Origin of the sequence: Streptococcus oralis, from assembly GCF_003944215.1 — a bacterium.
Classification (GTDB): Bacteria; Bacillota; Bacilli; order Lactobacillales; family Streptococcaceae; genus Streptococcus; species Streptococcus oralis_BI.
The window spans coordinates 1-23,099 of the sequence record NZ_RJVZ01000014.1 but is presented as its reverse complement, the minus strand read 5'-3'; the positions used below and the strand labels follow the sequence as shown (position 1 = coordinate 23,099).

Genomic DNA, 23,099 nt, shown 5'->3' with positions numbered 1-23,099 from the left:
CCTACTGGTTATTAGGATGATGAGGTAAGCGTGTTGCGTATTCATCTTTGTTAACTTGTCGTCCACGTCCAATAGCAATAGCATCAGCAGGAACATTCTTGGTAATAGTTGAACCAGCTCCAACAAGAGAATTGTCTCCAAGTTCTACAGGGGCGATGATGGTTGAATTTGAACCAACAAAGACATTGTTGCCAATCACAGTCTTATATTTGTTTTTCCCGTCATAGTTAACTGTAATGGTACCAGCACCGAAGTTAACATGGCTACCGACTTCACAGTTTCCGATATAGGTCAAATGGCCTGCCTTGGTATTCTCACCGATTGAAGAACTTTTAACCTCAACAAAGTTTCCAATGTGAACTTGAGAAGCAAGGCTTGAACCTGGACGGATATGGGCATAAGGACCGACTGTCACACCGTCCGCAACACTACTCTCCTCAATCATAGAGTTCGTAATCACGGCTCCAGCTCCGATAGTGCTATCCACGATATAAGTTCCATTTGTTAAAATAGTCTCCGCACCAATCTTCGTTTGACCTTTTAAGGTAACGTTGGCTTCGATTTGGACTTCAGGAGCAATATCAACATCAATGTCAATGTAAGTCGCTTCTGGATTAACAAAGCTGATACCATTGACCATATGTTTTTGATTGATACGGCGGCGCATCACTGCTTCCGCAGTCGCAAGAGCTACACGGTCATTTACCCCAAGACTTTCATCAAAGTCCTTGAGAGTATAGGCACCAACCTTCTCACCCGCATTACGGAAAATACCAATCACATCGGTAATATAATACTCACCTTGGGCATTGTTGGTGTTGATATTTTTAAGAGCTTCAAAAAGACGTTGGTTATCAAAAACGTAAGTTCCTGTATTGATTTCCTTAATTTGCTTTTCAAAGTCAGTAGCATCTTTCTGCTCAACAATGCGAAGAACTTCAGCATTATCGTTGCGGACAATTCGACCGTATCCGAAAGGATTTGCCGCTTCAGCCGTTAAAATAGTCGCTACATTTTTGTGATTGATATGGAAATCCAAGAGATTTTTCAAGCTTTCACCTGTAATCAGAGGTGTATCCCCAGCGATAACCAAGGTATGTCCAGAACGATTTTGGAGGATGGGCTCTGCCATCATGACAGCATGCCCTGTTCCTAGTTGTTCTGATTGAGTTACAAAGTCTGTCTGTCCAGCCAAGACTTGCTCAACTAACTCTGCCTTGTGTCCAACTACGGTAACTGTCTTTTCAGGTTGAATAGCACCAACACTACGAAAAACGTGTTCCAACATCGAAATTCCTGCTACTTTATGAAGTACTTTTGGAAGATCTGATTTCATGCGAGTACCCTTACCCGCTGCTAAAATAATGGCATAATTTGACATACTATTCTCTTTTCTGTAAAAATTCCCTTATATTATACCATAATTTTACTTTTAAAGAACAAACAAACAGGTGCTTTCCTGAAAATCTCCCCTACTTCTCTACATTTCTAGACTGTTTCCTTTGATTTTTTTAAATTTTTACGATAAACTAAATAAGTATGAGAAAAAAAATTCATCCAGCTATTATTTTGAGTTTATTTGGAGTTTTCATAGCGATTTTACTCCTCAATAGACCAAGTTTTGAGGATCATCCTATCAAAACTAAGCCAAATGCTCTTCAAGTTGAAACACAAGCCTTGCATAATCTTGACAAGCCCATTATCGATGTCTCTGGTTGGCAAAGACCTGAGGAGATTAACTACGACACCTTATCTCAAAATATTTCTGGTGTCATCGTTCGCGTGCACAATGGGGCTCAGCACACTGAAACAAATGATGCTGCCTTTATCAATGGTGTCGATAAAGCCTATAAAAATCACATATCAGAATTTCAAAAACGGAATGTCCCTGTGGGGGTTTATGCCTATGTAGCTGGAAAAAGTAAAGAAGATATGGAGAAGGCTGCTGAAGTTTTCTATAATGCTGCTTCTCCCTACAATCCTAGCTACTACTGGTTAGATGTTGAAGAAAAAACAATGTCTGATATGAATGAAGGTGTTGAGGCCTTTCGCGCCAAACTGGCAGCTCTCGGCGCTAAAAACATCGGCATCTACGTTGGAGTTTACTTCATGCAAGAGCATAGTATCAATACAGAAAAGTTCACTGCTATTTGGATCCCTTCCTATGGAACGGACTCTGGTTATTTTGAAACGAAGCCAAATACTGATCTGGACTACGATCTCCACCAGTACACATCTAAAGGAAGAATTGCAGGATTTGAACATCATTTGGACATCAATTTGATTTCTACTGCTAAAGAGAAGGAAGAAACCTTCCGAAAAATATTTTTGAGACCATAAGACAAGTGAAAATAACAAACTTTTTCACTTGTTTTTTCATTTTCTCCCCGTCTGTGTTATAATTGATAGCATAGAGAAAGAATTTTATGAAATTGAGGATTTTATTATGTTTTCATGGATTGCACGAGTTATTAAAGGAATCGTCATCGCCTTAGGATTTATCCTACCTGGAATTTCTGGCGGTGTTTTAGCAGCTATTTTGGGAATTTACGAGCGAATGATTGGCTTTCTGGCTCATCCTTTTAAGGATTTTAAAGAGAATGTCCTTTACTTTATCCCAGTAGCTATCGGGATGTTGCTAGGCATTGGTTTGTTTTCTTATCCGATCGAGTATTTGCTAGAAAACTATCAAGTCTATGTTTTGTGGAGCTTTGCAGGAGCTATCATCGGTACAGTTCCTAGCCTCCTTAAAGAATCTACTCGAGAATCTGATCGGGACAAGATTGACCTAGTCTGGTTCTGGGCTACCTTTATCCTTTCAGGATTTGGCCTCTACGCTTTAAATTTTGTTGTAGGTTCACTCAGTGCTAGTTTTGTAAACTTCATCTTGGCAGGTGTTCTTTTAGCTCTTGGTGTCTTGGTGCCCGGCTTGAGTCCGTCAAATCTACTTTTGATTTTGGGACTGTACGCTCCAATGCTCACTGGTTTTAAAACCTTTGATTTATTTGGTACTTTCCTTCCTATCGGCATTGGTGCAGGAGCAACTCTCATTATCTTTTCAAAATTAATAGACCATGCCTTGAACAACTACCACTCCCGTGTTTATCACTTTATCATTGGGATTGTTCTATCAAGCACCCTCTTAATTTTGATTCCAAATGCTGGAAATGCTGAAAGTATCCAATACACTGGACTTTCTATTGTGAGCTATGTACTCGTTGCCTTCTTCTTTGCGCTTGGCATTTGGCTTGGTATCTGGATGAGTCAATTGGAGGATAAATATAAATAATGGCAAAGAAAGTCAAGATTAAAAAAACCTTGGTCGAACAAATCTTGACCAAGGCGGGTATTGAACACACAGGCATTCAAATCAACGCGCTTGAGGGTGAACTACCTTCGGAATATGATCGAACTCATATCTTTAAAACCTTGGCTCTTTTGGGAGACAAGACAGGACCGATTATCGGAATCGTTCCCTTAACAGAACACCTCGCTGAGAAAAAACTAGCAAAGGTTTCTGGCAATAAAAAAGTGAGTATGATTCCTCAAAAAGACCTAGAAAAAACGACAGGCTATATTCATGGAGCTAATAACCCCGTCGGCATTCGCCAAAAACACAATTATCCAATTTTTATTGATAAGACTGCTTTGGATTTGGACCAAATGATCGTCTCTGCTGGGGAAGTCGGACATAGTATCATCGTACGCCCTCGAGACTTGGCCAGCTTTGTAAAAGCGGATTTTGCAGATATCTTGGAGGACAGTAAGTAATGAAACTCTATTTTGTTCGTCATGGTCGCACTCTCTGGAATCTTGAAGGACGTTTTCAAGGTGCTAGTGGCGACTCACCCCTTCTTCCGGAAGCCATTGACACCCTAAAACAACTTGGCCAGTATCTTAAGGATATTCCTTTTGATAAGATATATTCAAGTGATTTACCCAGAGCGGTCAAATCTGCTGAAATTATCCAAAATCAACTCCAGGCCCCCTGTCCTTTAGAAAGTATTCCAGACCTACGCGAATGGCAACTTGGAAAACTTGAAGGTTTAAAAATCGCAACGCTCAATGCCATCTATCCACAACAAATCAAGGCCTTTCGCTCCAATCTGGCTCAGTTTGATACAAGGATGTTTGAAGCGGAATCCCTTTACAGTACTACCAAACGCACCATTCAATTTATCAAATCTCTGAAAGGAAGTCCGGCTGAAAACATTCTAATCGTCGGTCATGGTGCAAATCTCACTGCTAGCCTTCGAACACTTTTAGGATATAAAGAGGCTCATCTTCGCAAAAATGGAGGCTTGGCCAATGCTAGTCTGACAGTTTTAGAGACTAATGATTTTGAAACCTTCACTCTGGAAAGATGGAATGACACTTCCTATCAAAGAAAATAATGGGACTTGATCTTAATAGTCAAGTTCTTTTTAGTTTTCAAAGAATATCCGTGAATTTCTCTGCTATTTATGATAAAATGGGAGTATCGCAAAAAATGACTCATCGTATTCAATTTTGAGTAAAATTAGGAGGAACCCATGTCTACAGAACATATGGAAGAACTAAATGACCAGCAGATCGTTCGCCGTGAAAAAATGGCTGCGCTCCGTGAACAAGGAATCGATCCCTTCGGAAAACGTTTTGAACGTACTGCTAACTCTCAAGAACTAAAAGACAAATTTGCAGAACTTGATAAAGAACAATTACATGAATTAAACGAAACTGCTACTATCGCTGGACGTTTAGTAACTAAACGTGGTAAAGGGAAAGTCGGCTTTGCCCATCTTCAAGACCGAGAAGGTCAAATCCAGATCTACGTTCGTAAAGACGAAGTCGGTGAAGAAAACTACGAAATCTTCAAAAAGGCTGACCTCGGTGACTTCCTTGGTGTCGAAGGTGAAGTCATGCGTACCGATATGGGAGAACTTTCTATCAAGGCAACTCACATTACACACTTGTCTAAAGCACTTCGCCCGCTTCCCGAGAAATTCCACGGTTTGACTGATGTTGAAACAATTTACCGTAAACGTTACCTTGACTTGATTTCTAACCGCGAAAGCTTTGAGCGTTTTGTCACTCGTTCAAAAATCATCTCTGAAATCCGTCGTTACCTCGACCAAAAAGGTTTCCTTGAAGTGGAAACACCTGTTCTTCACAACGAAGCCGGTGGTGCTGCGGCTCGTCCATTTATCACTCACCACAATGCACAAAACATCGACATGGTACTTCGTATCGCGACTGAGCTTCACTTGAAACGTCTTATCGTTGGTGGTATGGAACGTGTTTACGAGATTGGCCGTATCTTCCGTAACGAAGGAATGGACGCCACTCATAACCCTGAGTTCACTTCTATCGAAGTTTATCAAGCTTATGCTGACTTCCAAGATATCATGGACTTGACGGAGGGTATTATCCAGCACGCTGCTAAATCAGTCAAAGGTGATGGCCCAGTAAACTATCAAGGTACTGAAATCAAAATCAATGAACCATTTAAACGTGTTCACATGGTGGATGCTATCAAGGAAATTACTGGCGTAGATTTCTGGCAAGACATGACCTTCGAGGAAGCAAAAGCTATCGCTGCTGAGAAGAAAGTTCCAGTTGAAAAACACTACACTGAAGTTGGTCACATCATCAACGCTTTCTTTGAAGAGTACGTTGAAGAAACCTTGATCCAACCAACCTTTGTCTATGGTCATCCAGTAGCTGTCTCACCGCTCGCTAAGAAAAATCCTGAAGACGAACGCTTTACTGACCGTTTCGAGCTCTTCATTATGACCAAGGAATATGGTAATGCCTTTACCGAGTTGAACGACCCAATCGATCAGCTTAGCCGTTTTGAAGCTCAAGCTAAAGCTAAAGAACTTGGTGACGACGAGGCAACAGGCATCGACTACGATTACATCGAAGCCCTTGAATATGGTATGCCACCAACAGGTGGTTTGGGAATCGGTATTGACCGTCTCTGCATGCTCCTCGCTGATACAACCACTATCCGTGACGTATTGCTCTTCCCAACAATGAAATAAACTAATGTCCTCTGGTGATTACCAGAGGATTTTTAAGACTAAAAGAGACTGAGGTACACTCAATCTCTTTTTCTTATTCTTGATTTTTCACCTGACTGGTGGCTACATCTTCCCCAAACCATTTTTGACTAATTTCTTGGAACTTACCATCCTTGTAAAGACTAGAAAATCCTTCATTTATCTTATTAACCAGAGTTGTATCTTCCTTACGTGCTCCAACTGCAAAAGCTTCACTTTCAAACCCTGCTGAAAAGATATTGTAGTCGTTTAATATCCCTTCAGACTGGAGATAATAATTGGCATATACCCGGTCAATCAACAAAGCATCAATCCGATCATTTTTCAAATCAATCAAGGCTTCATTGAAACTTTGGTATTGGTTGGCTTTATGGTCTTTGACACGATTTTTCAATAAGTCTGGCTGGGCTTCAAAATCCAAATAACCAGAAGATCCTGCCTGGCCCCCTAAAACTTTGTCAGTCATATCCTGAACTGAGTGGATATTTTGAGACTTTTTAGAAACTAAAACTTGTTGATTTTCCATATAAGGAATGGTAAAAGCAACCTTCTCTTTTCGTTCATCTGTAGCTGTATAGCCATTCCAGATGGCATCAATAGTACCGTTTTGTAGTTCGGTTTCTTTCATATCCCAGTCGATGGGTTGAAATTTAATCTGAATTCCTAGCTTTTCAGAGACAGCTTGGGCTAGGTCAATATCAAAGCCCGCATACTGGCCATTCTTTTCCTCAAATCCCATGGGAACAAAGGTATTGTCAAAGCCAATAGTAATGCTACCCTGCTTTTGATATTTGGCCCAATTATCCTGATTTGGATCACTTGCCTTCTGAGTACAGGCCGTCAGGAAGAAGCTAAAGAACAGAGCAAGTACAAGGACAATTTTCTTTCTCTTCATAGGCACCTCCTACTCCTATTCTGGATCAACCTTAAGAATCTGATCAGCAATATTTTCAGCAAATTGTAAATCGTGGGTAACCACAATTTGCGTCATCCCAAGTTCTCTATTTTGCAAAATCAGTTTTTCCACTTCCAAGCGTAATTCTGGATCCAAGGCAGAAGTTGGTTCATCGTAACCAATGATTTCTGGGTCAATCATCATAGCACGCGCCAAAGCCACCCGCTGCTTTTGCCCACCTGATAGTGAGAAGGGATAAGCATCTGCGTGCCCTGCTAGTCCTAACTGTTCCAAGAGTCCACGCGCCTTCTTCTCAGCCTCTTCCTGCTTCATCCCCATAGTTTTCACAGGCGATAGGGTCAGATTGTCCAGAACTGATAAATGAGGGAAAAGTTGAAAATCTTGGAAGACAAATCCTAGTAGGTTGCGCTTTTCTAGTTCGTCTAAAGCTAGAGATTCACCGTTATAGTAGATTTCTCCAGAATCGATAGTTTCCAGTCCAGCTAACATACGCAACAAGGTTGTTTTTCCGCCTCCTGATGGACCTACGATTGCCAGGATTTGCTTTTCAGGAATTGATAGGCTGAAATTGGTTAAGATTTGTTTGCCACCAAAGGCCTTGTTGATGTTTCGTAATTCTAACATGGCAACCTCCTATCTATAGTAACTGTACTTCTTCTCAACTTTTTTGGCAAGGATAGTCACAATACCAATCAAAATCAAGTAAATTGCTCCTGCCAAGAACATAGGAATCAGACTAGCATCACGGTTGGCAGCTGTTCGACTAGCCAAGATAAGGTCTGAAATGCCTAGAGCATAGACCAGAGAAGTATCCTTGACCAAACTCATGACTTCATTAAATACACTAGGTAGAACAATTTTGGTCACCTGTGGTAAGATAATATAGCGAACTGTGGCAAAAGGGCTAAACTTCAAGACCTTAGCAGCCTCATATTGACCCTTAGGAATAGTATCAATCCCCCCACGGAAGATTTCAGCAAAGTAAGCTGCATAATTCAAAACAAAGGCAATAATAGCCGCAGGAAGGCGATCCAAACGAATCCCAATATTTGGGAGCACATAATAGATAAAGATCAATTGCAAGAGCAAGGGTGTTCCCCGCATGATCCAGATATAAATGTTGATCAGATAATGGAGGAGTTTCCAATGGACTTGCAAGGCAAAGGCAATCAAAACGCCCAAGGGAATAGAAAAAATCAAGACCAGTACAAAAACCTGTAAAGTCATGCTTGCACCGCTCAATAAACTCGGTAATATCTCAAACAAATAAGACATACTGCACCTCCTAAAAATAATTGTTCCTATTATAGCATAAATAAACAATTTAGCAAGGGTTATTGTAAAAAAATTCTATTTCTTTTTGAAAATAAAAAAAACCGTATCCATCAAAATGACTAGATACAGTTTTGCTTTATAGGATATTTTTAAAGTGTTTCTAGCAGTTCTTGCATCTGAACATCATCTGGAATCAGTTTTAAATATGCCTCTGCTTGAGTCTTAGCTTCTTCAAAATACCCCAATTCACGCAAGAGATAAGTATATTGTTCCAGAAACTCTGGATTGTCCTTGAGGTCAGACGACAGTTCTTGATAGAGCTCATAGGCCTTATCTAAATCCTCGATTTCCTGGTAAGAACGGGCAATCATCCACTCGGTCAGAAGGTTTTCAGGTTCTTGACTTTGAAGAGCAATAATATCCTCAAATCGCTCTTGTTCCATATAAATGGTTGCGAGGCGAAGAAAAATTTCTTCTGTATCCTCTGCATCTTCTTTAGCAGTAAGGAGAAACTGCTCTGCAGCACTAGGATCATGCAATTCATACGAAAACTGAGAAGCAGCTAGTAAGAGCCGAGTTTCAAATGGATTTTTCTCCAAACCTTGTTTAACGATACGAAGGGCCTCTTCCACCTGATGTTCCTTGTGCAAAGCTTGACTGTAGCCATACTCATATCCTTCAAAATCTGGTGAAATGGTATCAATCTGCTTAAAGTAAAGAACAGATTTTTGATACTCTTCCTGATCAAAGTAAAGACTAGCCAGTTCAAAGGCCGTTTGGTCATTGTATTCAAGTTCTAAGGCTTTTTCTAAGAATTCAGTTGCAGCTTCAAACTTGCCTAACTGGGCATAAGCGTAACCAATTCGTTGATAGGTTGAGACACCCGTTTGCTCATAGATGGAGCGATTGTCTAATTGAGCATAACCCTGAATAGCTTCCTGATAATTTCCTAACTCGCTATCCAACTCAGCCAAACCAAAAACTAATAAGGAATCGTCTGAGTAGTTTAGGGCTTCCAGTAACTTTTCACGCGCTACATCTGTCAATCCTTCCAATTGATAGAGGTCAGCCTTCAAGGCCAAAGCCGATACATACCAATCATTATCAGGTGTAATTTCCTCGAGATAGGCAAAGGCTTCCTCAACATTGCCATCCTCACTTGCAATTGCAGCTAAGTTCAGATTCACTTCTGGAAATTCTGACACAATTTTTAGATAAATTTCCTTGGCTTGAGGATAAAAGCCAATTCCCTCTAGATAGCTTGCTAGTTCGTAAAGAACCTCACTTGAATCTGTTTCGAGGGCTTTGTGAAAATACTGATCCGCTTTGGTTAAATCCTGCTCATCCAAAGCCTGGAGCATGCGTTGACTATTGTTCACTCTTGATTTCCTCCCCTTCTTCTTCATACAGACCGCTGACTTTTTTATACCAGTTAAAGATAGCTGAGATAACGACCTTGGCAGAAGCATAGACAGGAATTCCCAGCAAGACTCCCCAAATACCAAACATAGAACCTGAAGTTAGGAGAACAAAGAGGACATTGATCGGATGGATGTTTAGCTGACTACCTAAAATAAGCGGAGAAACGAAGCGACCTTCAATCGTTTGTTCAACAATAAAGACAATAATTACTTTCAAAAGCATCACAGGGCCTGCGATTAAACCTAAAACAAGGGCAGGCAGCATGGCGAGGAAACTACCTAGATAAGGGACTAGATTTAGAATACCAGCCGTTACACCTAGAGTGACAGCGTAGCGTAAACCGATAATCTTAAAGAAGATAATAAACATGATAGCTACAATAATAGCTACTGTAACTTGTCCTCTAACATAGTTTGATAGCTGTTTATTGACATCTGATAGGATTTCACCCACAGGTTCTTTTAACTTGGTTGGGATGAATTTAGTCAAGTAATCACGCAAGCCTTTTCCATCTCTCAAAAGATAAAAGAGCATAAAGGGTACGATAATGACCGCTACAATCACCTGAGAAACGCTACTGATAAAGGCGCTGACCCAGTTAACGGCTTGAGAAGAAATTTTGCTGGCCCATATCGTTGCTTCTGTAGAAACATTGGCAAGAACCTGCTCCAACTGTGGTCTAAAATCATCTGGCAAGCGTTTGGTTACAAGGTCATTGATAACCATATCAGCATCCTTAAGATAAGTCGGCACATTCTTTGCAAAATTTAAGACTTGGCGTTGGAAATTTGGAATTGCGACTGCCAGCCCCCAAATGATAAAGAGTCCAATAATAACAAAAACAATACTAATGGCAAGAACACGATTGATCTTGTGTTTCTCCATCCAGTCAACAATCGGATTGAGGAGGTAATAGAGTAAACCAGATAAAATAACTGGTAACATGACAACCCCAAGAAAGTCTAAAACGGGTAAAAATATAAAACTAATCTTACTTAAAATAAAAATGTTTAGCCCCAGTAACAAGGTTACTAAAAATACAGTGATGGCTTTATTATCTAAAAACCACTTAAAAAACCAAGATAGGCTAAAATGTTTCTCTTTATGTTCCATAAATACATCCTTTCTGTCATTATTTCATTATACCATTTTTAATCTAAAATAACTCTTATTAAAGTGCTTACATAGATTAAACGAACACTTCCTGACTGTCATTTTATGGTATAATGAACTTATCATTATTAAGAGGTATGGACATGAAAGAAACTGTTTATTTTGGAACTTACACTCGTCGCTTATCTAAAGGGATTTACAAGGCAGATTTTGATACAGAAACAGGCCAGCTTGCAAACCTTGAACTCTTTGCTGCTGAACCAAGTCCGACCTACCTTGCCTTTGACCAACAGCAACACATATACACCGTAGGGAGTCAGGATGGCTTGGGGGGAATCGCTGCTTACAAGACCGATGGTACTTTGTTAAATCATGTGGTTGAAGAAGGCGCTCCCCATTGTTATGTGGCAGTTGATGAAAAGCGCAGTCTCGTTTACGGAGCCAACTACCACAAAGGCCAAGTTCTGGTTTATCAGCGCCAAGCAGATGGTAGTCTCATCCAAACGGATCTGGATCAACATAGTGGACATGGTCCTCATGAAAACCAAACTTCCCCACATGTTCACTTTACGAATCTAACACCTGACCAGTATCTCATCACATGTGACCTAGGTACTGACGAGGTGACGACCTATGATGTTAGCCCAGAAGGAAAAATAAGTAAGCTCCACACTTATCACAGCCAGCCTGGAGCAGGTGCTCGCCACATCGTTTTCCACCACCACTATAAGATTGCCTATCTCATCTGCGAACTAAATAGTACCATTGAAGTCTTGATTTACGATGGGGTTGGTGAATTTGAACGCATGCAAGTCATTTCAACCTTACCAGACGGCTATGGGGGATTCAATGCTACTGCAGCCATTCGTCTTTCAAAAGATGGGAAATACCTTTATGCATCCAATCGAGGCCATGATTCCATTGCCGTCTATACAATTCTCGCTGATGGCAGTCTGGAATTATTAGAGATAGTACCAACACATGGACAAAATCCACGTGATTTCGACCTAACTCCTGATCAAGAGTTTCTCATTGCTGTTCACCAAGATTCTGATAACGCAACCGTCTTTAAGCGTAATCCTGAAAGTGGTCGTCTTGCAGAACTTTCTAACGATTTCCATGTCCCAGAAGCAGTCTGCATCCACTTTGCGAACTAAGATAATCAAAAAATGAACTTGAGATTCAAGTTCATTTTTTGATTATAGTTTATTTCCGACATTAATACGGTTAATGGCACGTTGAAGAGCAATCTTAGCGCGTCGTTCTTGGTCAATTAAGTGCTTGTCTTGAGCTTCTTCAATTTCACGTTCGGCGCGAAGTTTAGCACGTTCAGCACGGCTGACATCGATATCACGAGCACGCTCTGCTGAGTCTGCTACGATGGTAATGATGTCATTGGCAATCTCGATAATCCCTCCGTTCACTGCAATCCAGTTCACATGAGTATCATCATCGATTCGTTTTACCTTTACTTCATCAACCGCTAAAACCGCAATCATATTTTCATGTCGTGGCAAGATCCCCATCTCACCATCCAGAGTTCGTACCGATACAAAGCTGGCATGGTGATCATAGACGAGGCCATCTGGTGTCACGATCTGGACAGTTAACTGAGCCATAGATCACCTCTTAAAATCCCATTTTCTCTGCCTTAGCAATGACGTCTTCGATTGAACCAACTCCACGGAAGGCATCTTCTGGCAAGTGGTCATGTTTCCCTTCAAGGATTTCCTTGAAACCACGAACCGTTTCTGCTACTGGTACATAAGAACCAGGTTGGCCAGTAAATTGCTCCGCAACGTTGAAGTTTTGTGACAAGAAGAACTGGATACGACGGGCACGAGCAACCAAAGTCTTTTCTTCATCAGAAAGCTCATCCATACCAAGGATGGCAATGATATCTTGCAATTCATGGTAACGTTGAAGGACACGTTTGACTTCAGCAGCAACTGCATAGTGCTCCTCACCAACGATTTCAGGTGCCAAGGCACGTGAGCTTGAAGCTAGAGGGTCAACGGCTGGGTAGATACCCAACTGTACCAACTTACGTTCCAAGTTAGTCGTTGAATCCAAGTGAGCGAAGGCTGTCGCTGGCGCTGGGTCAGTATAGTCATCCGCTGGCACGTAGATAGCCTGGATAGAGGTTACAGAACCCTTCTTGGTTGAAGTGATACGTTCTTGCAATTGACCCATTTCCGTAGCAAGTGTTGGTTGGTAACCAACGGCTGATGGCATACGACCCAAAAGGGCAGATACTTCTGAACCAGCTTGTGTGAAACGGAAAATGTTGTCAATGAAGAGAAGAACGTCTTGACCTTCTACATCACGGAAGTATTCAGCGATTGTCAAACCAGTAAGGGCAACACGCATACGTGCTCCTGGTGGTTCATTCATCTGACCAAATACCATTGCGGTTTTCTCGATAACGCCTGATTCTTTCATTTCCCAGTAAAGGTCGTTCCCCTCACGAGTACGTTCCCCAACACCAGTAAATACTGAAATACCACCGTGTTCTTGGGCAATATTGTGAATCAATTCTTGGATCAAGACAGTCTTACCAACTCCGGCACCACCGAAGAGTCCAACTTTCCCCCCTTTAAGGTAAGGTGCAAGAAGGTCGATAACCTTAATCCCTGTTTCCAAAATTTCAGATGAGGTAGACAATTCATCAAAAGTTGGAGCTTTTTTATGAATTGGCTGACGCTCAGCGTCTTCAGCGAAAGGAGCATCCAAGTCAATGGTATCTCCCAAAACGTTGAAGACACGTCCCAAAGTTTCTTTACCTACTGGAACGGAGATTGGACGGCCTGTGTCCAATACTTCCATTCCACGAGTCAAACCATCTGTTGATTCCATGGCGATCGTACGGATCATACCATCACCCAACTCCAAGGCTACTTCAAGGACGATTTTTGTTTTTCTTTCGTCATTTTTGTAGACGACAAGTGCATTGTTAATCTCAGGAAGTGGTTCCCCAGCTGCAAACAAAACGTCTACAACGGGTCCGATAACCTGAGCAATTTTACCTGAACTCATCTCCTTCTCCTATTCTATATAAGATACTGTCGGTTCCTAGTTTACCTAGGGCCTAAGTTCATTTTGATACCTACAGGGTAAGGCCTTATTCTAAGGCACTAGCCCCCGCTACGATTTCTGTAATTTCTTGTGTAATCGCCGCCTGTCTGGCACGGTTATACTGGATTGTCAAATCATTGATGACCTTCTTAGCATTATCAGTCGCTGTTTGCATAGCTGTCATACCAGCTGCATTTTCAGCTGTCTTGGCATCGATAATAGCCCCGTAAATCATACTTTCAGCATACTGTGGCAACAATTGCTCTAGAATCTCATCACGGCTCGTTTCCAACTCAAAGGTCAAGCTATACTCTTCATCCGCTTCATTTGGATCCAAGTCAACAATCGGAAGCATTTGTTCCACACGCATTTGACTTGTGAGAGTATTGACATGATGGTTGTAGCAGACGTACAATTCATCAAAGAGTTCATTTTGGTACATCTCAATCGTTTTTGAAATAATTTTACGAACTTCATCAAAACTTGGTTGGTCGGCCAAGCCCCGCAATTCATAGATTGGTTGAATGCCACGAGCCTTGAAAAAGTCAGCTCCCATACCACCAATACAGATAACTTCAAAGTCATCACCATTTGGATGATATTCTTCTTTCAGCTCCATCACAGCTTTAAGGATGGAAGCATTATAACCTCCAACCAAGCCACGGTCTGAAGTAATAACGATATAGCCTGTTTTCTTAACTGGACGACTGATGAGCATTGGATTGGTAGAACCACCAGATCCGTTACCATGTAGAATATCCGTCAAAAGCTTACGAACCTTCTGAGCATAAACTTGAAAATTGCGTGCTGCTTCTTCAGAGCGACCTAACTTGGCAGCCGATACCATTTGCATGGCATTAGTGATTTGACTAGTATTTTTTGTTGAGGCGATTTTTGTTTTAATATCATTTAGAGATACTGCCATCTGACACCTCTATTCTTATTGGAAGCTGGATTGATTGAGAAACTCTGTAATCGCAGCATCCAAGACTGCTTCTTCTGGCAAGTCTTTTGTTTCACGAATAGTTTCCAAAATCTCTGGATGTTGTGCATCAAAGAAATCATGAAACTCTTCCTCAAAACGAACAATGTCATCTACAGGAATCGTATCCAAGAAACCATGTGTCAAAGCATAAAGAATGGTTACTTGTTTCTCAACAGGTAATGGTTTATGAACTGGTTGTTTCAGAACTTCAACCGTACGACGACCACGATTCAACTTAGCCTGAGTTGCTGCATCCAAGTCCGAACCAAACTTAGTGAAGGCTTCCAACTCACGGTATGAAGCAAGGTCGATACGAAGAGTACCAGCAACCTTCTTCATGGCTTTAATTTGAGCAGAACCACCTACACGAGATACAGATGAACCTGCATCAATAGCTGGGCGAATACCTGCGTTAAAGAGACCATCTCCAAGGAAGATTTGTCCATCTGTGATTGAAATCACGTTGGTTGCGATATAGGCAGAGATATCACCTGCTTGCGTCTCAATAAATGGTAGGGCTGTGATTGATCCGCCACCAAGCTCGTCAGAAACTTTAGCTGAGCGCTCAAGCAAACGACTGTGGAGGTAGAAAACATCCCCTGGGAAGGCTTCACGACCTGGTGGACGACGAAGCAAGAGGGAAAGTTCACGATAAGCTACCGCTTGTTTTGAAAGATCATCATAAACGATCAAAACATGCTTCCCTTGGTACATAAACTCTTCAGCCATAGCAACTCCAGCATAAGGAGCTAGGAAGAGCAATGGAGATGGCTGTGAAGCAGAGGCAGTCACAACGATTGTGTAGTCCAAGGCACCGTACTGACGAAGTGTTTCTACTTGTGTACGAACGGTTGATTCTTTTTGTCCAATTGCAACATAGATACAGATCATATCTTGACCTTTTTGGTTCAAGATTGTATCAATCGCAATGGTTGTTTTCCCTGTCTGACGGTCACCGATGATCAACTCACGTTGACCACGACCAATCGGTACAAGGGCGTCAATAGCTTTCAAACCTGTTTGCAATGGTTCTGAAACAGACTTACGCTCCATAACACCAGGAGCTGGTGCTTCTACTGGACGAGTCTTGTCAGTATGGATTTCTCCAAGACCATCAACTGGACGACCAAGTGGATCCACAACACGTCCAATCAAGTTATCACCAACTGGGACTTCCATGATTTTACCTGTACGACGGATTGTATCCCCTTCACGGATATCCGTAAAGTCACCGAGGATGATAATCCCAACATCTGTTGACTCCAAGTTTTGCGCCATACCATAAGAGCCATTTTCAAAAATCAAGAGCTCTCCACTCATGGCATTTTCAAGACCGTGGGCACGCGCGATTCCGTCCCCGATATAGGTTACAACACCAGTTTCAGTCACATCAAAATTGGGTTTGAAATTTTCAATTTGTTGCTTAATTAAAGCGCTGATTTCTTGTGCGTTAATTGCCAAAAGAACACCACTTTCTATTTCAAATTTTCTTTAACAACTTTAAGTTGTTGTTTAATACTCACATCAATTGTCTTGTGATTAGCAAAAATGACAAAACCTCCAATAAGACTTTCATCGAATTGTTCCTTGATACTCCGTACTTTCAGAGCCATTTTTTTCTCTATCACCGGAATCAAACGTTCCTTCTGTTCATTTGTTAAAGGATGAGCTGAAGAAATCGTTACTTCAAATCGATTCGTTTCTTTTTCAAGTCGACTCAAACAATCTACAATAATATCATAAAAAAGATTTGCTCTGTGATTGTAAATCAGAACTTGAATAAAGTTTTGCATTAAAGGTGACACAGAGTCTTGGAAGAAACCAACTGTTTTTTCCTTATCCGACTCATCTACCGCCACTTGAGCTAAAAAAGAAGGCAAGTCTGTTTCTTCTGCAACCTGCTTGATTTGAGACAAGTCTGCAAAGATTTGGTCTTCTTCTCCTTTTTCGATCACTAATTGGACAAAAGGCATGCTGTATTTTTCAATTACCTTTGCTGTTTTCTTGTCCATTAGGCTTCTCCTAGCTGATCGATATACTGATCAATGAGTTCCTTATGAGCATGACTGTCAAGGTTTTTTGAGATGATTTTAGCAGCTAGACTAATTGTCAAATCTGCCACCTCGCCCTTAACACTTTGCAAAGCCTCAGCTTTATTCTGAGCAATTTCTTGATTCGCCTTCTCTTTTAAGCGACCTGCTTCTAATTTAGCATCTGCCAGAATATCTGCTTTACTCTTCTCTGCAGTCCCTTTAGCATTTTCAATGATTGTTTTGGCTTCGTTGCGACTACCAGCCAATTCATCTTCACGTTTTTGAGCAAGAGTTTCTGCTTTTTGACGAGCCTGTTCAGCTCCATCAATATCAGCAGCAATTTTATTTGCTCTTTCTTCGAAGACACTTGTCAAGTTTGACCACGCATATTTCTTAACTAAGACAATCAAAAGGATAAAAGAGCCAGCGATTAAAATAAAGTTACCAATTAATTCACCTACTGTTACGTGCATCTGTTACTCCTTTCTACTCTTCATCATTAATTTTATTTCCTAGATACATAGAAGACAAGACTGTGAATACATAAGCCTGAACACAGGAAATAAACACAGAAAACGCCGTCCAGACTAGATTGGTAACAAATGCAACTGGATACCAATAAAGAGCCTGATGAGAAAGAGTGATAAGCAAACTAGCCATCACTTCTCCGGCAAAGATATTTCCGAATACCCGCAAAGCAAGTGATAGGAAATTCGTGACTTCTTCAAGGAGATTCATCGGTGTCATAAAACCTGGGGTAACAAAGCCTTTCAGATACTTTTTAATACCACGTCGACGAATTCCTTCTATATGGGTCATCAGGATAATTCCAAATGACAAGGCCAAGTCAAATTGAAGATTAGCAGTTGGCGATGTCCAAAGGTTTGTACCATCTGTAGTTTGAAGTTTAGCCATCAAACCAAGATTGTTTGCGATAACCATAAAAAGAAATAAACACAAGTAAAAGAGTGAGTAATCTTTCATGTACCGTGAACCTACATTAGGTTCTGTAAATCCGACTACGAAGTCATAGAGATACTCCAGTACATTTTGCTTTCCATTGGGTTTCACGGTCATATTCCGACTTGCCCAATAGATAAAGCCAAAAATAACGACTACTGACAGCAAGGTCAATACTGTCAAGGTCAAATCAAAGGTAACAGGACCAATATTGATGGTTGGATTGATACTTTCTTCCATCTAAAATCCTCCCTTTTCCAATTTATACTTCTCTTTATTTGATGATAAATGAAAAGACAAGAGTTACAAAGAAAGTTCCTTCAATAAAGGCAATCCCCATGATCATCAAGCTACGCAATTGTGGAATGATGTCTGGTTGGCGAGCTGCTGATTTGAACAAACCGTTCATCAAAAATCCTTCTGCAAGGGATACACCCATACAGGCAAGACAAAGACCAAAAAATGTTAAATTCATTATAAATTCTCCTTTTTTATTTAAATTTACTTACTTAGTTTAGTCCTAAAATTTGTTTTTGTCAACTTTTTACTAACATTGAAAGCGTTTCAGATAATTTATTTCTAATTTTACTATTTTTAGTACGATTGTATAGAAATTTTTAACCGGTTTCCATAAGAAACTCCGTATTTTTACTAAGGTTTCTGAAGCAAAATAAAAGACCCAAGCTTAAAAACTTGGATCTATTTTTGTCTATTTAAAATAAAATGAATGATGTTGTTTACAACCTGGATTAAATGGAGCGCTGCAATAAGGACAAGCTACCTGTTTTTGGTATTCTTGAAAAGTCATTGTCCTCTTACAAGCTCCACACAAAATCGGTTGATCTTTGGAAAGCCTCAAGGGATAAGGAGAAAACAAATGCGTTTCCATAGCATTGTGGCACTGATAGCAAGCGTAGTATTTCCTGCATTCATAACACTGGAGGGAAACGATATCCTTTACACTATGGTAGTGAACACACCTGCTTTCATCATCTACCAATAAACCATGAGCTTGAATCATTCACTTTTCCTTATCTAAGCACGAACTGTAACGCTTGTCCCGTCTTCCTTATAGAGATTGATAAGACCTTCTTTGAGAGCTCGAACCATATCCCCAGCTTGCACAGGTTGAGGAACCTTAATGGTCAAGAGTTCCATTGGATTTGGAGCACGGTCGATTTTATTGCCTTTAGAATCGTGAAGATTTTCGATATAGGTTTCAAAATGACGGAAACCTGGTCCATAAAACTCAACTTGATCGCCTTCGTTGATGACATTCCGTTGACGAATGGTTGCTGTCTGGGTTGCATCATCATAAGAAACCACCTCAGCGACAAACTTGTATTCAGGGATTTTACGACGTGCGCCAAATAACTGTTCATTTTCAGACGGCGTACCATAGTAGAATCCTGTTGCCAATTCACGTTGAGCAACTTTCCACATCTCATCCACCAAGTCTTGCTTGATGGATTCAAACTTTTCAGGACTTTCGAGATAAGCATCCACAGCTGCCTTGTAACAGTTTGTTACTGTTGAAACATAGTGAATGGACTTCATACGGCCTTCAATCTTGAGACTGTCTACACCATTTTCAATCATATCTGGAATATGGTCAATCATAGACATGTCAACGGCTGACATCGAAAATTCTTCTGGGATTTCACCCTTAAGGCTCTTACGTTCTTGACCAAAAGGCATGTCGTAAAGATCGTATTTCCAACGACAAGACTGTGAACAACCACCACGGTTAGCATCACGCATACTCATGTGGTTTGAGAGCGTACAGCGTCCTGAATAGGAAATACACATGGCTCCATGGACAAAGGCCTCAATCTCAACGTCTGTACGTTTACGAATCTCTGCCAATTCTTCCATTGAAACTTCACGAGCCAGAACCACGCGAGTTAGACCAAGTTCTTTCCAGAACTCTAGAGTTTCATAGTTGGTTGCACTGGCTTGAGTCGAAAGGTGAATTTCAAGCCCTGGTGCTTCTGTTGCTGCAATCATGATCAAGGCTGGATCTGATACGATTACGGCCGCAATCCCGATGTCACGTAACTTACGGAACCACTCTCCAGCACCAGCTTCGTTTCCTTCGTGCATAACCATGTTAGCAGCCACATAGACCTTGGCACCGTACTTAGCAGCGAACTGGACGCCTTCTTCCATCTGTTCAAAGGTAAAGTTTCCAGCACGGCTACGAAGGCCATAGGCCTGTCCACCGATGAAGACTGCGTCCGCACCATATTGAACAGCTACTTTCAGCTTCTCTAAAGTCCCTGCAGGTGATAAAACCTCAGGACGTTTTAATGTTTTTGTCATTTTTTCTCCTATTTGCAATATAAAAGTTTGACGTTTTTCCTTCTCATTTTATAGTAAATAATGGATAAAATCAAGCCTAGACAGATTGTTTTGACAATTCTAATCTTTTTTAAAAACTAAAAACTAGTCTGCTGAGACTAGTTGTTTTCAAGATAAAACTCAAAGCGTTCACCCACGTATTGACTCTTTACATATTCAAAAGCCGTCCCATCTTCAAGATAAGAGACCTGAGTCAAGGCTAGAATCGCATGCCCCTTTTCGATTTCTAGGTAATGAGCAATTTTTTCCTTAGCCAACTTCGCATAAATGGTCTGTTGGGATTTGCCAATCCGGTAGCCATGTTGCTGCAGGGTTTGGAAGAAATGACTGGTGATTTCTTCTTTTTTGAAATCCTTAATAAATTTCTCAGGAATGGATGCGACTTCATAGACTAGCGGAATTTGGTCAGCGTAACGTACCCGTTCCATGCGGATAATATTCTCTGTCGGAGTAATCCCTAGCTTTGCGACCTCTTGCTCATTTGGAATGGTTCTTCTGTAAGAAATCAGCTGACTGGAAGGAACTTTGCCCTGAGATTTGACAATCTCCGTAAAACTGGTCGTCCCTCTCATTTTTTCTTGGACACGAGTGCTAGAGACAAAAGTCCCACTTCCTACACGACGCTCCAAAACTCCTTCCTCAACCAAGAGAGAGATAGCTTGGCGTAATGTCATCCGGCTAACTTGAAACTGTTCCGCTAAATCTCGCTCACTTGGAAGCCTCTCACCGATTTTCCAATGATGCTCATCTATATCCTTCTTGATCTGATCGTGGATTTTCATATAAGCTGGTAACATGATTCTCACTTCTTTTCTTTATTTTCATTTTCTCCATTGTACCGTATTTGCTAAGAAAAAGTCAAACTTTGCCTTGTTTAGTTGGTAATTCACCCTCATTTATGATAAAATATTGAAAAAGATATTTCTTTTGAGAAAGGAAAAAGATGAGCAACATTTCAACTGATTTGAAAGATGTCGAAAAAATCATCGTACTGGACTATGGTAGCCAATACAACCAGCTGATTTCACGCCGTATTCGTGAAATTGGTGTTTTTTCAGAGCTAAAAAGCCATAAAATTTCAGCTGCAGAGGTTCGTGCGATAAACCCTGTAGGGATCATCCTCTCTGGTGGACCAAACTCTGTATATGAAGATGGTTCATTTGATATTGACCCAGAAATTTTTGAACTCGGTATTCCAATTTTGGGAATCTGCTACGGTATGCAACTTCTTACTCACAAACTTGGAGGTAAGGTTGTACCTGCGGGTGATGCTGGAAACCGCGAGTACGGTCAATCCCCACTTACTCACACTACTTCTGCCCTCTTTGAGGGTACCCCAGAAGAACAGATTGTTTTGATGAGCCATGGTGATGCAGTTACAGAGATTCCTGCTGACTTTATTCGTACAGGTACTTCTGCTGACTGTCCTTATGCAGCTATTGAAAACCCAGAAAAGCACATCTATGGTATCCAATTCCACCCAGAAGTGCGCCATTCTGTATATGGGAATGATATCCTTCGCAACTTTGCCCTCAACATCTGTAAGGCTAAAGGCGATTGGTCAATGGACAACTTTATCGAGATGCAGATCAAGAAAATCCGTGAAACTGTAGGTGACAAGCGTGTTCTTCTCGGTCTATCAGGTGGTGTTGACTCTTCTGTTGTTGGAGTTCTTCTTCAAAAAGCGATCGGTGATCAATTAATCTGTATCTTTGTAGACCACGGTCTTCTCCGTAAGGGAGAGGCTGACCAAGTTATGGACATGCTTGGTGGTAAGTTTGGTTTGAACATCGTCAAAGCAGACGCTGCAAAACGCTTCCTTGACAAACTTGCAGGCGTCTCTGATCCTGAGCAAAAACGTAAAATCATCGGTAACGAGTTTGTTTATGTCTTTGATGACGAAGCAAGCAAGCTAAAAGATGTAAAATTCCTTGCCCAAGGAACACTTTATACTGACGTGATTGAGTCTGGTACAGATACTGCTCAAACCATCAAATCACACCACAATGTTGGTGGTCTTCCAGAAGATATGCAGTTTGAACTCATCGAGCCACTCAATACTCTTTACAAGGATGAAGTTCGTGCTCTCGGTACAGAGCTTGGCATGCCAGACCACATCGTATGGCGCCAACCATTCCCAGGACCAGGGCTTGCTATCCGTGTCATGGGTGAAATCACTGAAGAGAAACTAGAAACTGTTCGTGAGTCAGACGCTATTCTTCGTGAAGAAATCGCCAAAGCAGGTCTTGACCGTGATATCTGGCAATATTTCACTGTCAACACAGGCGTTCGTTCAGTTGGTGTTATGGGTGATGGTCGTACTTACGACTACACGATTGCCATTCGCGCTATCACGTCTATCGATGGTATGACAGCTGACTTTGCTAAAATTCCTTGGGAAGTCCTTCAAAAGATTTCTGTACGTATCGTAAACGAAGTTGACCACGTCAACCGTATCGTCTACGATATTACAAGTAAACCACCTGCAACCGTTGAGTGGGAATAATGGAGAGGCTTGATTTACCTTCAAAATAGCGATTCTACAGCAGTTTAGCAGGAACAAAATAGTCTAAAAAGGGTGTATCTTCGTTTGATTCCCCCCTAAATCCCCCCGAAAAGTTAGTTAAAAATTTTTTTGACCAACATTCTTGGAGGGATTTTTATAATAAAAAGTACAAAGTATTTTAATAGCACGTAATTTTATTTTTCAAATGTAAAAAATATATATGATTTCTAGAGTAAAATTTTATGATGTAAATGACTTATCTATCGGTTTCTATTTTCCAAGAATTCAAGAAATTTTAGATGCTTATTTATCGAATTCTTATAGCCTAAATTCTTTTTTGGAAGTCCTTGAATTTTATAATATTATCAAATTCATAGAAAATGAGGTTTTTTCAATTGACTGGTCGCTAAGC

Annotated in this window: 25 protein-coding genes; 8 read left to right on the top strand and 17 right to left on the bottom strand. The window is 40.9% G+C overall.

What is annotated here, in order from left to right:
* Position 1: 1 nt before the first annotated feature.
* On the bottom strand, positions 2 to 1,381 hold the full coding sequence (glmU, locus tag D8804_RS08070; RefSeq protein ID WP_125399432.1) for a bifunctional UDP-N-acetylglucosamine diphosphorylase/glucosamine-1-phosphate N-acetyltransferase GlmU: 1,380 nt from the start codon (positions 1,379 to 1,381) through the stop codon (positions 2 to 4).
* A 158-nt stretch (positions 1,382 to 1,539) separates the two neighbouring features.
* Between glmU and D8804_RS08065 the strand changes: the two genes are divergently transcribed.
* The 5 genes from D8804_RS08065 (at position 1,540) to lysS (ending at position 6,023) form a co-directional block, all read left to right on the top strand.
* Positions 1,540 to 2,340 (top strand): glycoside hydrolase family 25 protein, encoded by an 801-nt coding sequence (locus tag D8804_RS08065; RefSeq protein WP_125399431.1) that lies wholly within the window; start codon positions 1,540 to 1,542, stop codon positions 2,338 to 2,340.
* Between the two features lie 106 nt (positions 2,341 to 2,446).
* Complete coding sequence (locus tag D8804_RS08060; RefSeq protein WP_125399430.1) at positions 2,447 to 3,289, top strand: DUF368 domain-containing protein; 843 nt, start codon at positions 2,447 to 2,449, stop codon at positions 3,287 to 3,289.
* Positions 3,289 to 3,771 (top strand): aminoacyl-tRNA deacylase, encoded by a 483-nt coding sequence (locus tag D8804_RS08055; RefSeq protein WP_001085916.1) that lies wholly within the window; start codon positions 3,289 to 3,291, stop codon positions 3,769 to 3,771. Before D8804_RS08060 ends, D8804_RS08055 begins: the two co-directional genes overlap by 1 nt.
* A complete protein-coding gene (locus D8804_RS08050) occupies positions 3,771 to 4,394 on the top strand; it encodes a histidine phosphatase family protein (protein ID WP_125399429.1) in 624 nt (207 codons plus the stop codon). Before D8804_RS08055 ends, D8804_RS08050 begins: the two co-directional genes overlap by 1 nt.
* A 138-nt stretch (positions 4,395 to 4,532) precedes the next feature.
* Positions 4,533 to 6,023 (top strand): lysine--tRNA ligase, encoded by a 1,491-nt coding sequence (lysS, locus tag D8804_RS08045; RefSeq protein WP_125399428.1) that lies wholly within the window; start codon positions 4,533 to 4,535, stop codon positions 6,021 to 6,023.
* A gap of 73 nt (positions 6,024 to 6,096) precedes the next feature.
* Here lysS and D8804_RS08040 read toward each other — a convergent pair whose 3' ends face one another.
* The 5 genes from D8804_RS08040 to D8804_RS08020 all read right to left on the bottom strand — a co-directional run bounded on the left by D8804_RS08040 (position 6,097) and on the right by D8804_RS08020 (position 10,767).
* Positions 6,097 to 6,936: an amino acid ABC transporter substrate-binding protein gene (locus tag D8804_RS08040; protein WP_125399427.1), complete on the bottom strand. Its 840-nt coding sequence runs from the start codon at positions 6,934 to 6,936 to the stop codon at positions 6,097 to 6,099.
* Between the two features lie 15 nt (positions 6,937 to 6,951).
* The gene (locus tag D8804_RS08035; protein WP_125399426.1) at positions 6,952 to 7,581 is read right to left on the bottom strand and encodes an amino acid ABC transporter ATP-binding protein; all 630 of its coding nucleotides are present in this window, start codon (positions 7,579 to 7,581) and stop codon (positions 6,952 to 6,954) included.
* Positions 7,582 to 7,590: 9 nt separating this feature from the next.
* Positions 7,591 to 8,232, bottom strand: a complete 642-nt coding sequence (locus tag D8804_RS08030; protein ID WP_000120844.1) for an amino acid ABC transporter permease — start codon at positions 8,230 to 8,232, stop codon at positions 7,591 to 7,593.
* Between the two features lie 149 nt (positions 8,233 to 8,381).
* Complete coding sequence (locus D8804_RS08025; RefSeq protein ID WP_185774052.1) at positions 8,382 to 9,611, bottom strand: tetratricopeptide repeat protein; 1,230 nt, start codon at positions 9,609 to 9,611, stop codon at positions 8,382 to 8,384.
* Positions 9,601 to 10,767 (bottom strand): AI-2E family transporter, encoded by a 1,167-nt coding sequence (locus D8804_RS08020; protein ID WP_125399425.1) that lies wholly within the window; start codon positions 10,765 to 10,767, stop codon positions 9,601 to 9,603. Before D8804_RS08020 ends, D8804_RS08025 begins: the two co-directional genes overlap by 11 nt.
* A gap of 143 nt (positions 10,768 to 10,910) precedes the next feature.
* Here D8804_RS08020 and D8804_RS08015 point away from each other — a divergent pair, with 143 nt between their 5' ends.
* Positions 10,911 to 11,924, top strand: coding sequence for a lactonase family protein (locus tag D8804_RS08015; protein WP_125399424.1), 1,014 nt, complete (start codon positions 10,911 to 10,913; stop codon positions 11,922 to 11,924).
* 42 nt (positions 11,925 to 11,966) lie between these two features.
* On the opposite strand, the gene D8804_RS08010 is transcribed toward D8804_RS08015, so the two are convergent.
* From D8804_RS08010 to D8804_RS07960, 11 genes are all read right to left on the bottom strand, one after another.
* Positions 11,967 to 12,386: a F0F1 ATP synthase subunit epsilon gene (locus tag D8804_RS08010; protein WP_093585147.1), complete on the bottom strand. Its 420-nt coding sequence runs from the start codon at positions 12,384 to 12,386 to the stop codon at positions 11,967 to 11,969.
* A gap of 10 nt (positions 12,387 to 12,396) precedes the next feature.
* Positions 12,397 to 13,803 (bottom strand): F0F1 ATP synthase subunit beta, encoded by a 1,407-nt coding sequence (atpD, locus tag D8804_RS08005; protein ID WP_125399423.1) that lies wholly within the window; start codon positions 13,801 to 13,803, stop codon positions 12,397 to 12,399.
* Between the two features lie 85 nt (positions 13,804 to 13,888).
* Positions 13,889 to 14,767, bottom strand: coding sequence for a F0F1 ATP synthase subunit gamma (locus D8804_RS08000; RefSeq protein WP_000301234.1), 879 nt, complete (start codon positions 14,765 to 14,767; stop codon positions 13,889 to 13,891).
* Between the two features lie 15 nt (positions 14,768 to 14,782).
* Positions 14,783 to 16,288: a F0F1 ATP synthase subunit alpha gene (atpA, locus tag D8804_RS07995; RefSeq protein WP_125399422.1), complete on the bottom strand. Its 1,506-nt coding sequence runs from the start codon at positions 16,286 to 16,288 to the stop codon at positions 14,783 to 14,785.
* Positions 16,289 to 16,302: 14 nt separating this feature from the next.
* Positions 16,303 to 16,839: a F0F1 ATP synthase subunit delta gene (locus D8804_RS07990; protein WP_125399421.1), complete on the bottom strand. Its 537-nt coding sequence runs from the start codon at positions 16,837 to 16,839 to the stop codon at positions 16,303 to 16,305.
* On the bottom strand, positions 16,839 to 17,333 hold the full coding sequence (atpF, locus tag D8804_RS07985; RefSeq protein WP_000558545.1) for a F0F1 ATP synthase subunit B: 495 nt from the start codon (positions 17,331 to 17,333) through the stop codon (positions 16,839 to 16,841). The genes D8804_RS07990 and atpF overlap by 1 nt, the downstream gene beginning before the upstream one ends.
* A 13-nt stretch (positions 17,334 to 17,346) precedes the next feature.
* Entirely contained in the window at positions 17,347 to 18,060 is a 714-nt protein-coding gene (gene atpB, locus D8804_RS07980) for a F0F1 ATP synthase subunit A (RefSeq protein ID WP_125399420.1), read from the bottom strand.
* 34 nt (positions 18,061 to 18,094) lie between these two features.
* Positions 18,095 to 18,295, bottom strand: a complete 201-nt coding sequence (locus D8804_RS07975) for a F0F1 ATP synthase subunit C (RefSeq protein WP_001054552.1) — start codon at positions 18,293 to 18,295, stop codon at positions 18,095 to 18,097.
* Positions 18,296 to 18,529: 234 nt separating this feature from the next.
* A complete protein-coding gene (locus D8804_RS07970; RefSeq protein ID WP_125399419.1) occupies positions 18,530 to 18,841 on the bottom strand; it encodes a CHY zinc finger protein in 312 nt (103 codons plus the stop codon).
* Between the two features lie 14 nt (positions 18,842 to 18,855).
* Entirely contained in the window at positions 18,856 to 20,142 is a 1,287-nt protein-coding gene (locus tag D8804_RS07965) for a peptidase U32 family protein (protein ID WP_084911041.1), read from the bottom strand.
* Positions 20,143 to 20,279: 137 nt separating this feature from the next.
* Positions 20,280 to 20,978: a GntR family transcriptional regulator gene (locus D8804_RS07960; RefSeq protein ID WP_125399418.1), complete on the bottom strand. Its 699-nt coding sequence runs from the start codon at positions 20,976 to 20,978 to the stop codon at positions 20,280 to 20,282.
* A gap of 146 nt (positions 20,979 to 21,124) precedes the next feature.
* Between D8804_RS07960 and guaA the strand changes: the two genes are divergently transcribed.
* Both guaA and D8804_RS10125 read left to right on the top strand, forming a co-directional pair.
* Complete coding sequence (gene guaA, locus D8804_RS07955) at positions 21,125 to 22,687, top strand: glutamine-hydrolyzing GMP synthase (RefSeq protein WP_125399417.1); 1,563 nt, start codon at positions 21,125 to 21,127, stop codon at positions 22,685 to 22,687.
* A 220-nt stretch (positions 22,688 to 22,907) separates the two neighbouring features.
* A partial coding sequence (locus tag D8804_RS10125; protein WP_142999713.1) for a hypothetical protein occupies positions 22,908 to 23,099 on the top strand: 192 nt, incomplete at its 3' end.

Excerpts from the sequence above, each read along its gene's own strand:
- D8804_RS08035 (WP_125399426.1), bottom strand. The coding sequence starts at position 7,581 with ATGTTAGAATTACGAAACATCAACAAGGCCTTTGGTGGCAAACAAATC.
- atpF (WP_000558545.1), bottom strand. The coding sequence starts at position 17,333 with ATGCACGTAACAGTAGGTGAATTAATTGGTAACTTTATTTTAATCGCT.
- D8804_RS08030 (WP_000120844.1), bottom strand. The coding sequence starts at position 8,232 with ATGTCTTATTTGTTTGAGATATTACCGAGTTTATTGAGCGGTGCAAGC.
- D8804_RS08055 (WP_001085916.1), top strand. The coding sequence starts at position 3,289 with ATGGCAAAGAAAGTCAAGATTAAAAAAACCTTGGTCGAACAAATCTTG.
- guaA (WP_125399417.1), top strand. The coding sequence starts at position 21,125 with ATGAGCAACATTTCAACTGATTTGAAAGATGTCGAAAAAATCATCGTA.
- D8804_RS07990 (WP_125399421.1), bottom strand. The coding sequence starts at position 16,839 with ATGGACAAGAAAACAGCAAAGGTAATTGAAAAATACAGCATGCCTTTT.
- D8804_RS08050 (WP_125399429.1), top strand. The coding sequence starts at position 3,771 with ATGAAACTCTATTTTGTTCGTCATGGTCGCACTCTCTGGAATCTTGAA.
- D8804_RS07970 (WP_125399419.1), bottom strand. The coding sequence starts at position 18,841 with ATGATTCAAGCTCATGGTTTATTGGTAGATGATGAAAGCAGGTGTGTT.
- D8804_RS08065 (WP_125399431.1), top strand. The coding sequence starts at position 1,540 with ATGAGAAAAAAAATTCATCCAGCTATTATTTTGAGTTTATTTGGAGTT.
- atpB (WP_125399420.1), bottom strand. The coding sequence starts at position 18,060 with ATGGAAGAAAGTATCAATCCAACCATCAATATTGGTCCTGTTACCTTT.
- D8804_RS07965 (WP_084911041.1), bottom strand. The coding sequence starts at position 20,142 with ATGACAAAAACATTAAAACGTCCTGAGGTTTTATCACCTGCAGGGACT.
- D8804_RS08040 (WP_125399427.1), bottom strand. The coding sequence starts at position 6,936 with ATGAAGAGAAAGAAAATTGTCCTTGTACTTGCTCTGTTCTTTAGCTTC.
- D8804_RS08020 (WP_125399425.1), bottom strand. The coding sequence starts at position 10,767 with ATGGAACATAAAGAGAAACATTTTAGCCTATCTTGGTTTTTTAAGTGG.
- D8804_RS08000 (WP_000301234.1), bottom strand. The coding sequence starts at position 14,767 with ATGGCAGTATCTCTAAATGATATTAAAACAAAAATCGCCTCAACAAAA.
- D8804_RS08060 (WP_125399430.1), top strand. The coding sequence starts at position 2,447 with ATGTTTTCATGGATTGCACGAGTTATTAAAGGAATCGTCATCGCCTTA.
- atpD (WP_125399423.1), bottom strand. The coding sequence starts at position 13,803 with ATGAGTTCAGGTAAAATTGCTCAGGTTATCGGACCCGTTGTAGACGTT.
- lysS (WP_125399428.1), top strand. The coding sequence starts at position 4,533 with ATGTCTACAGAACATATGGAAGAACTAAATGACCAGCAGATCGTTCGC.
- D8804_RS07975 (WP_001054552.1), bottom strand. The coding sequence starts at position 18,295 with ATGAATTTAACATTTTTTGGTCTTTGTCTTGCCTGTATGGGTGTATCC.
- D8804_RS08010 (WP_093585147.1), bottom strand. The coding sequence starts at position 12,386 with ATGGCTCAGTTAACTGTCCAGATCGTGACACCAGATGGCCTCGTCTAT.
- D8804_RS08015 (WP_125399424.1), top strand. The coding sequence starts at position 10,911 with ATGAAAGAAACTGTTTATTTTGGAACTTACACTCGTCGCTTATCTAAA.
- glmU (WP_125399432.1), bottom strand. The coding sequence starts at position 1,381 with ATGTCAAATTATGCCATTATTTTAGCAGCGGGTAAGGGTACTCGCATG.
- D8804_RS07960 (WP_125399418.1), bottom strand. The coding sequence starts at position 20,978 with ATGTTACCAGCTTATATGAAAATCCACGATCAGATCAAGAAGGATATA.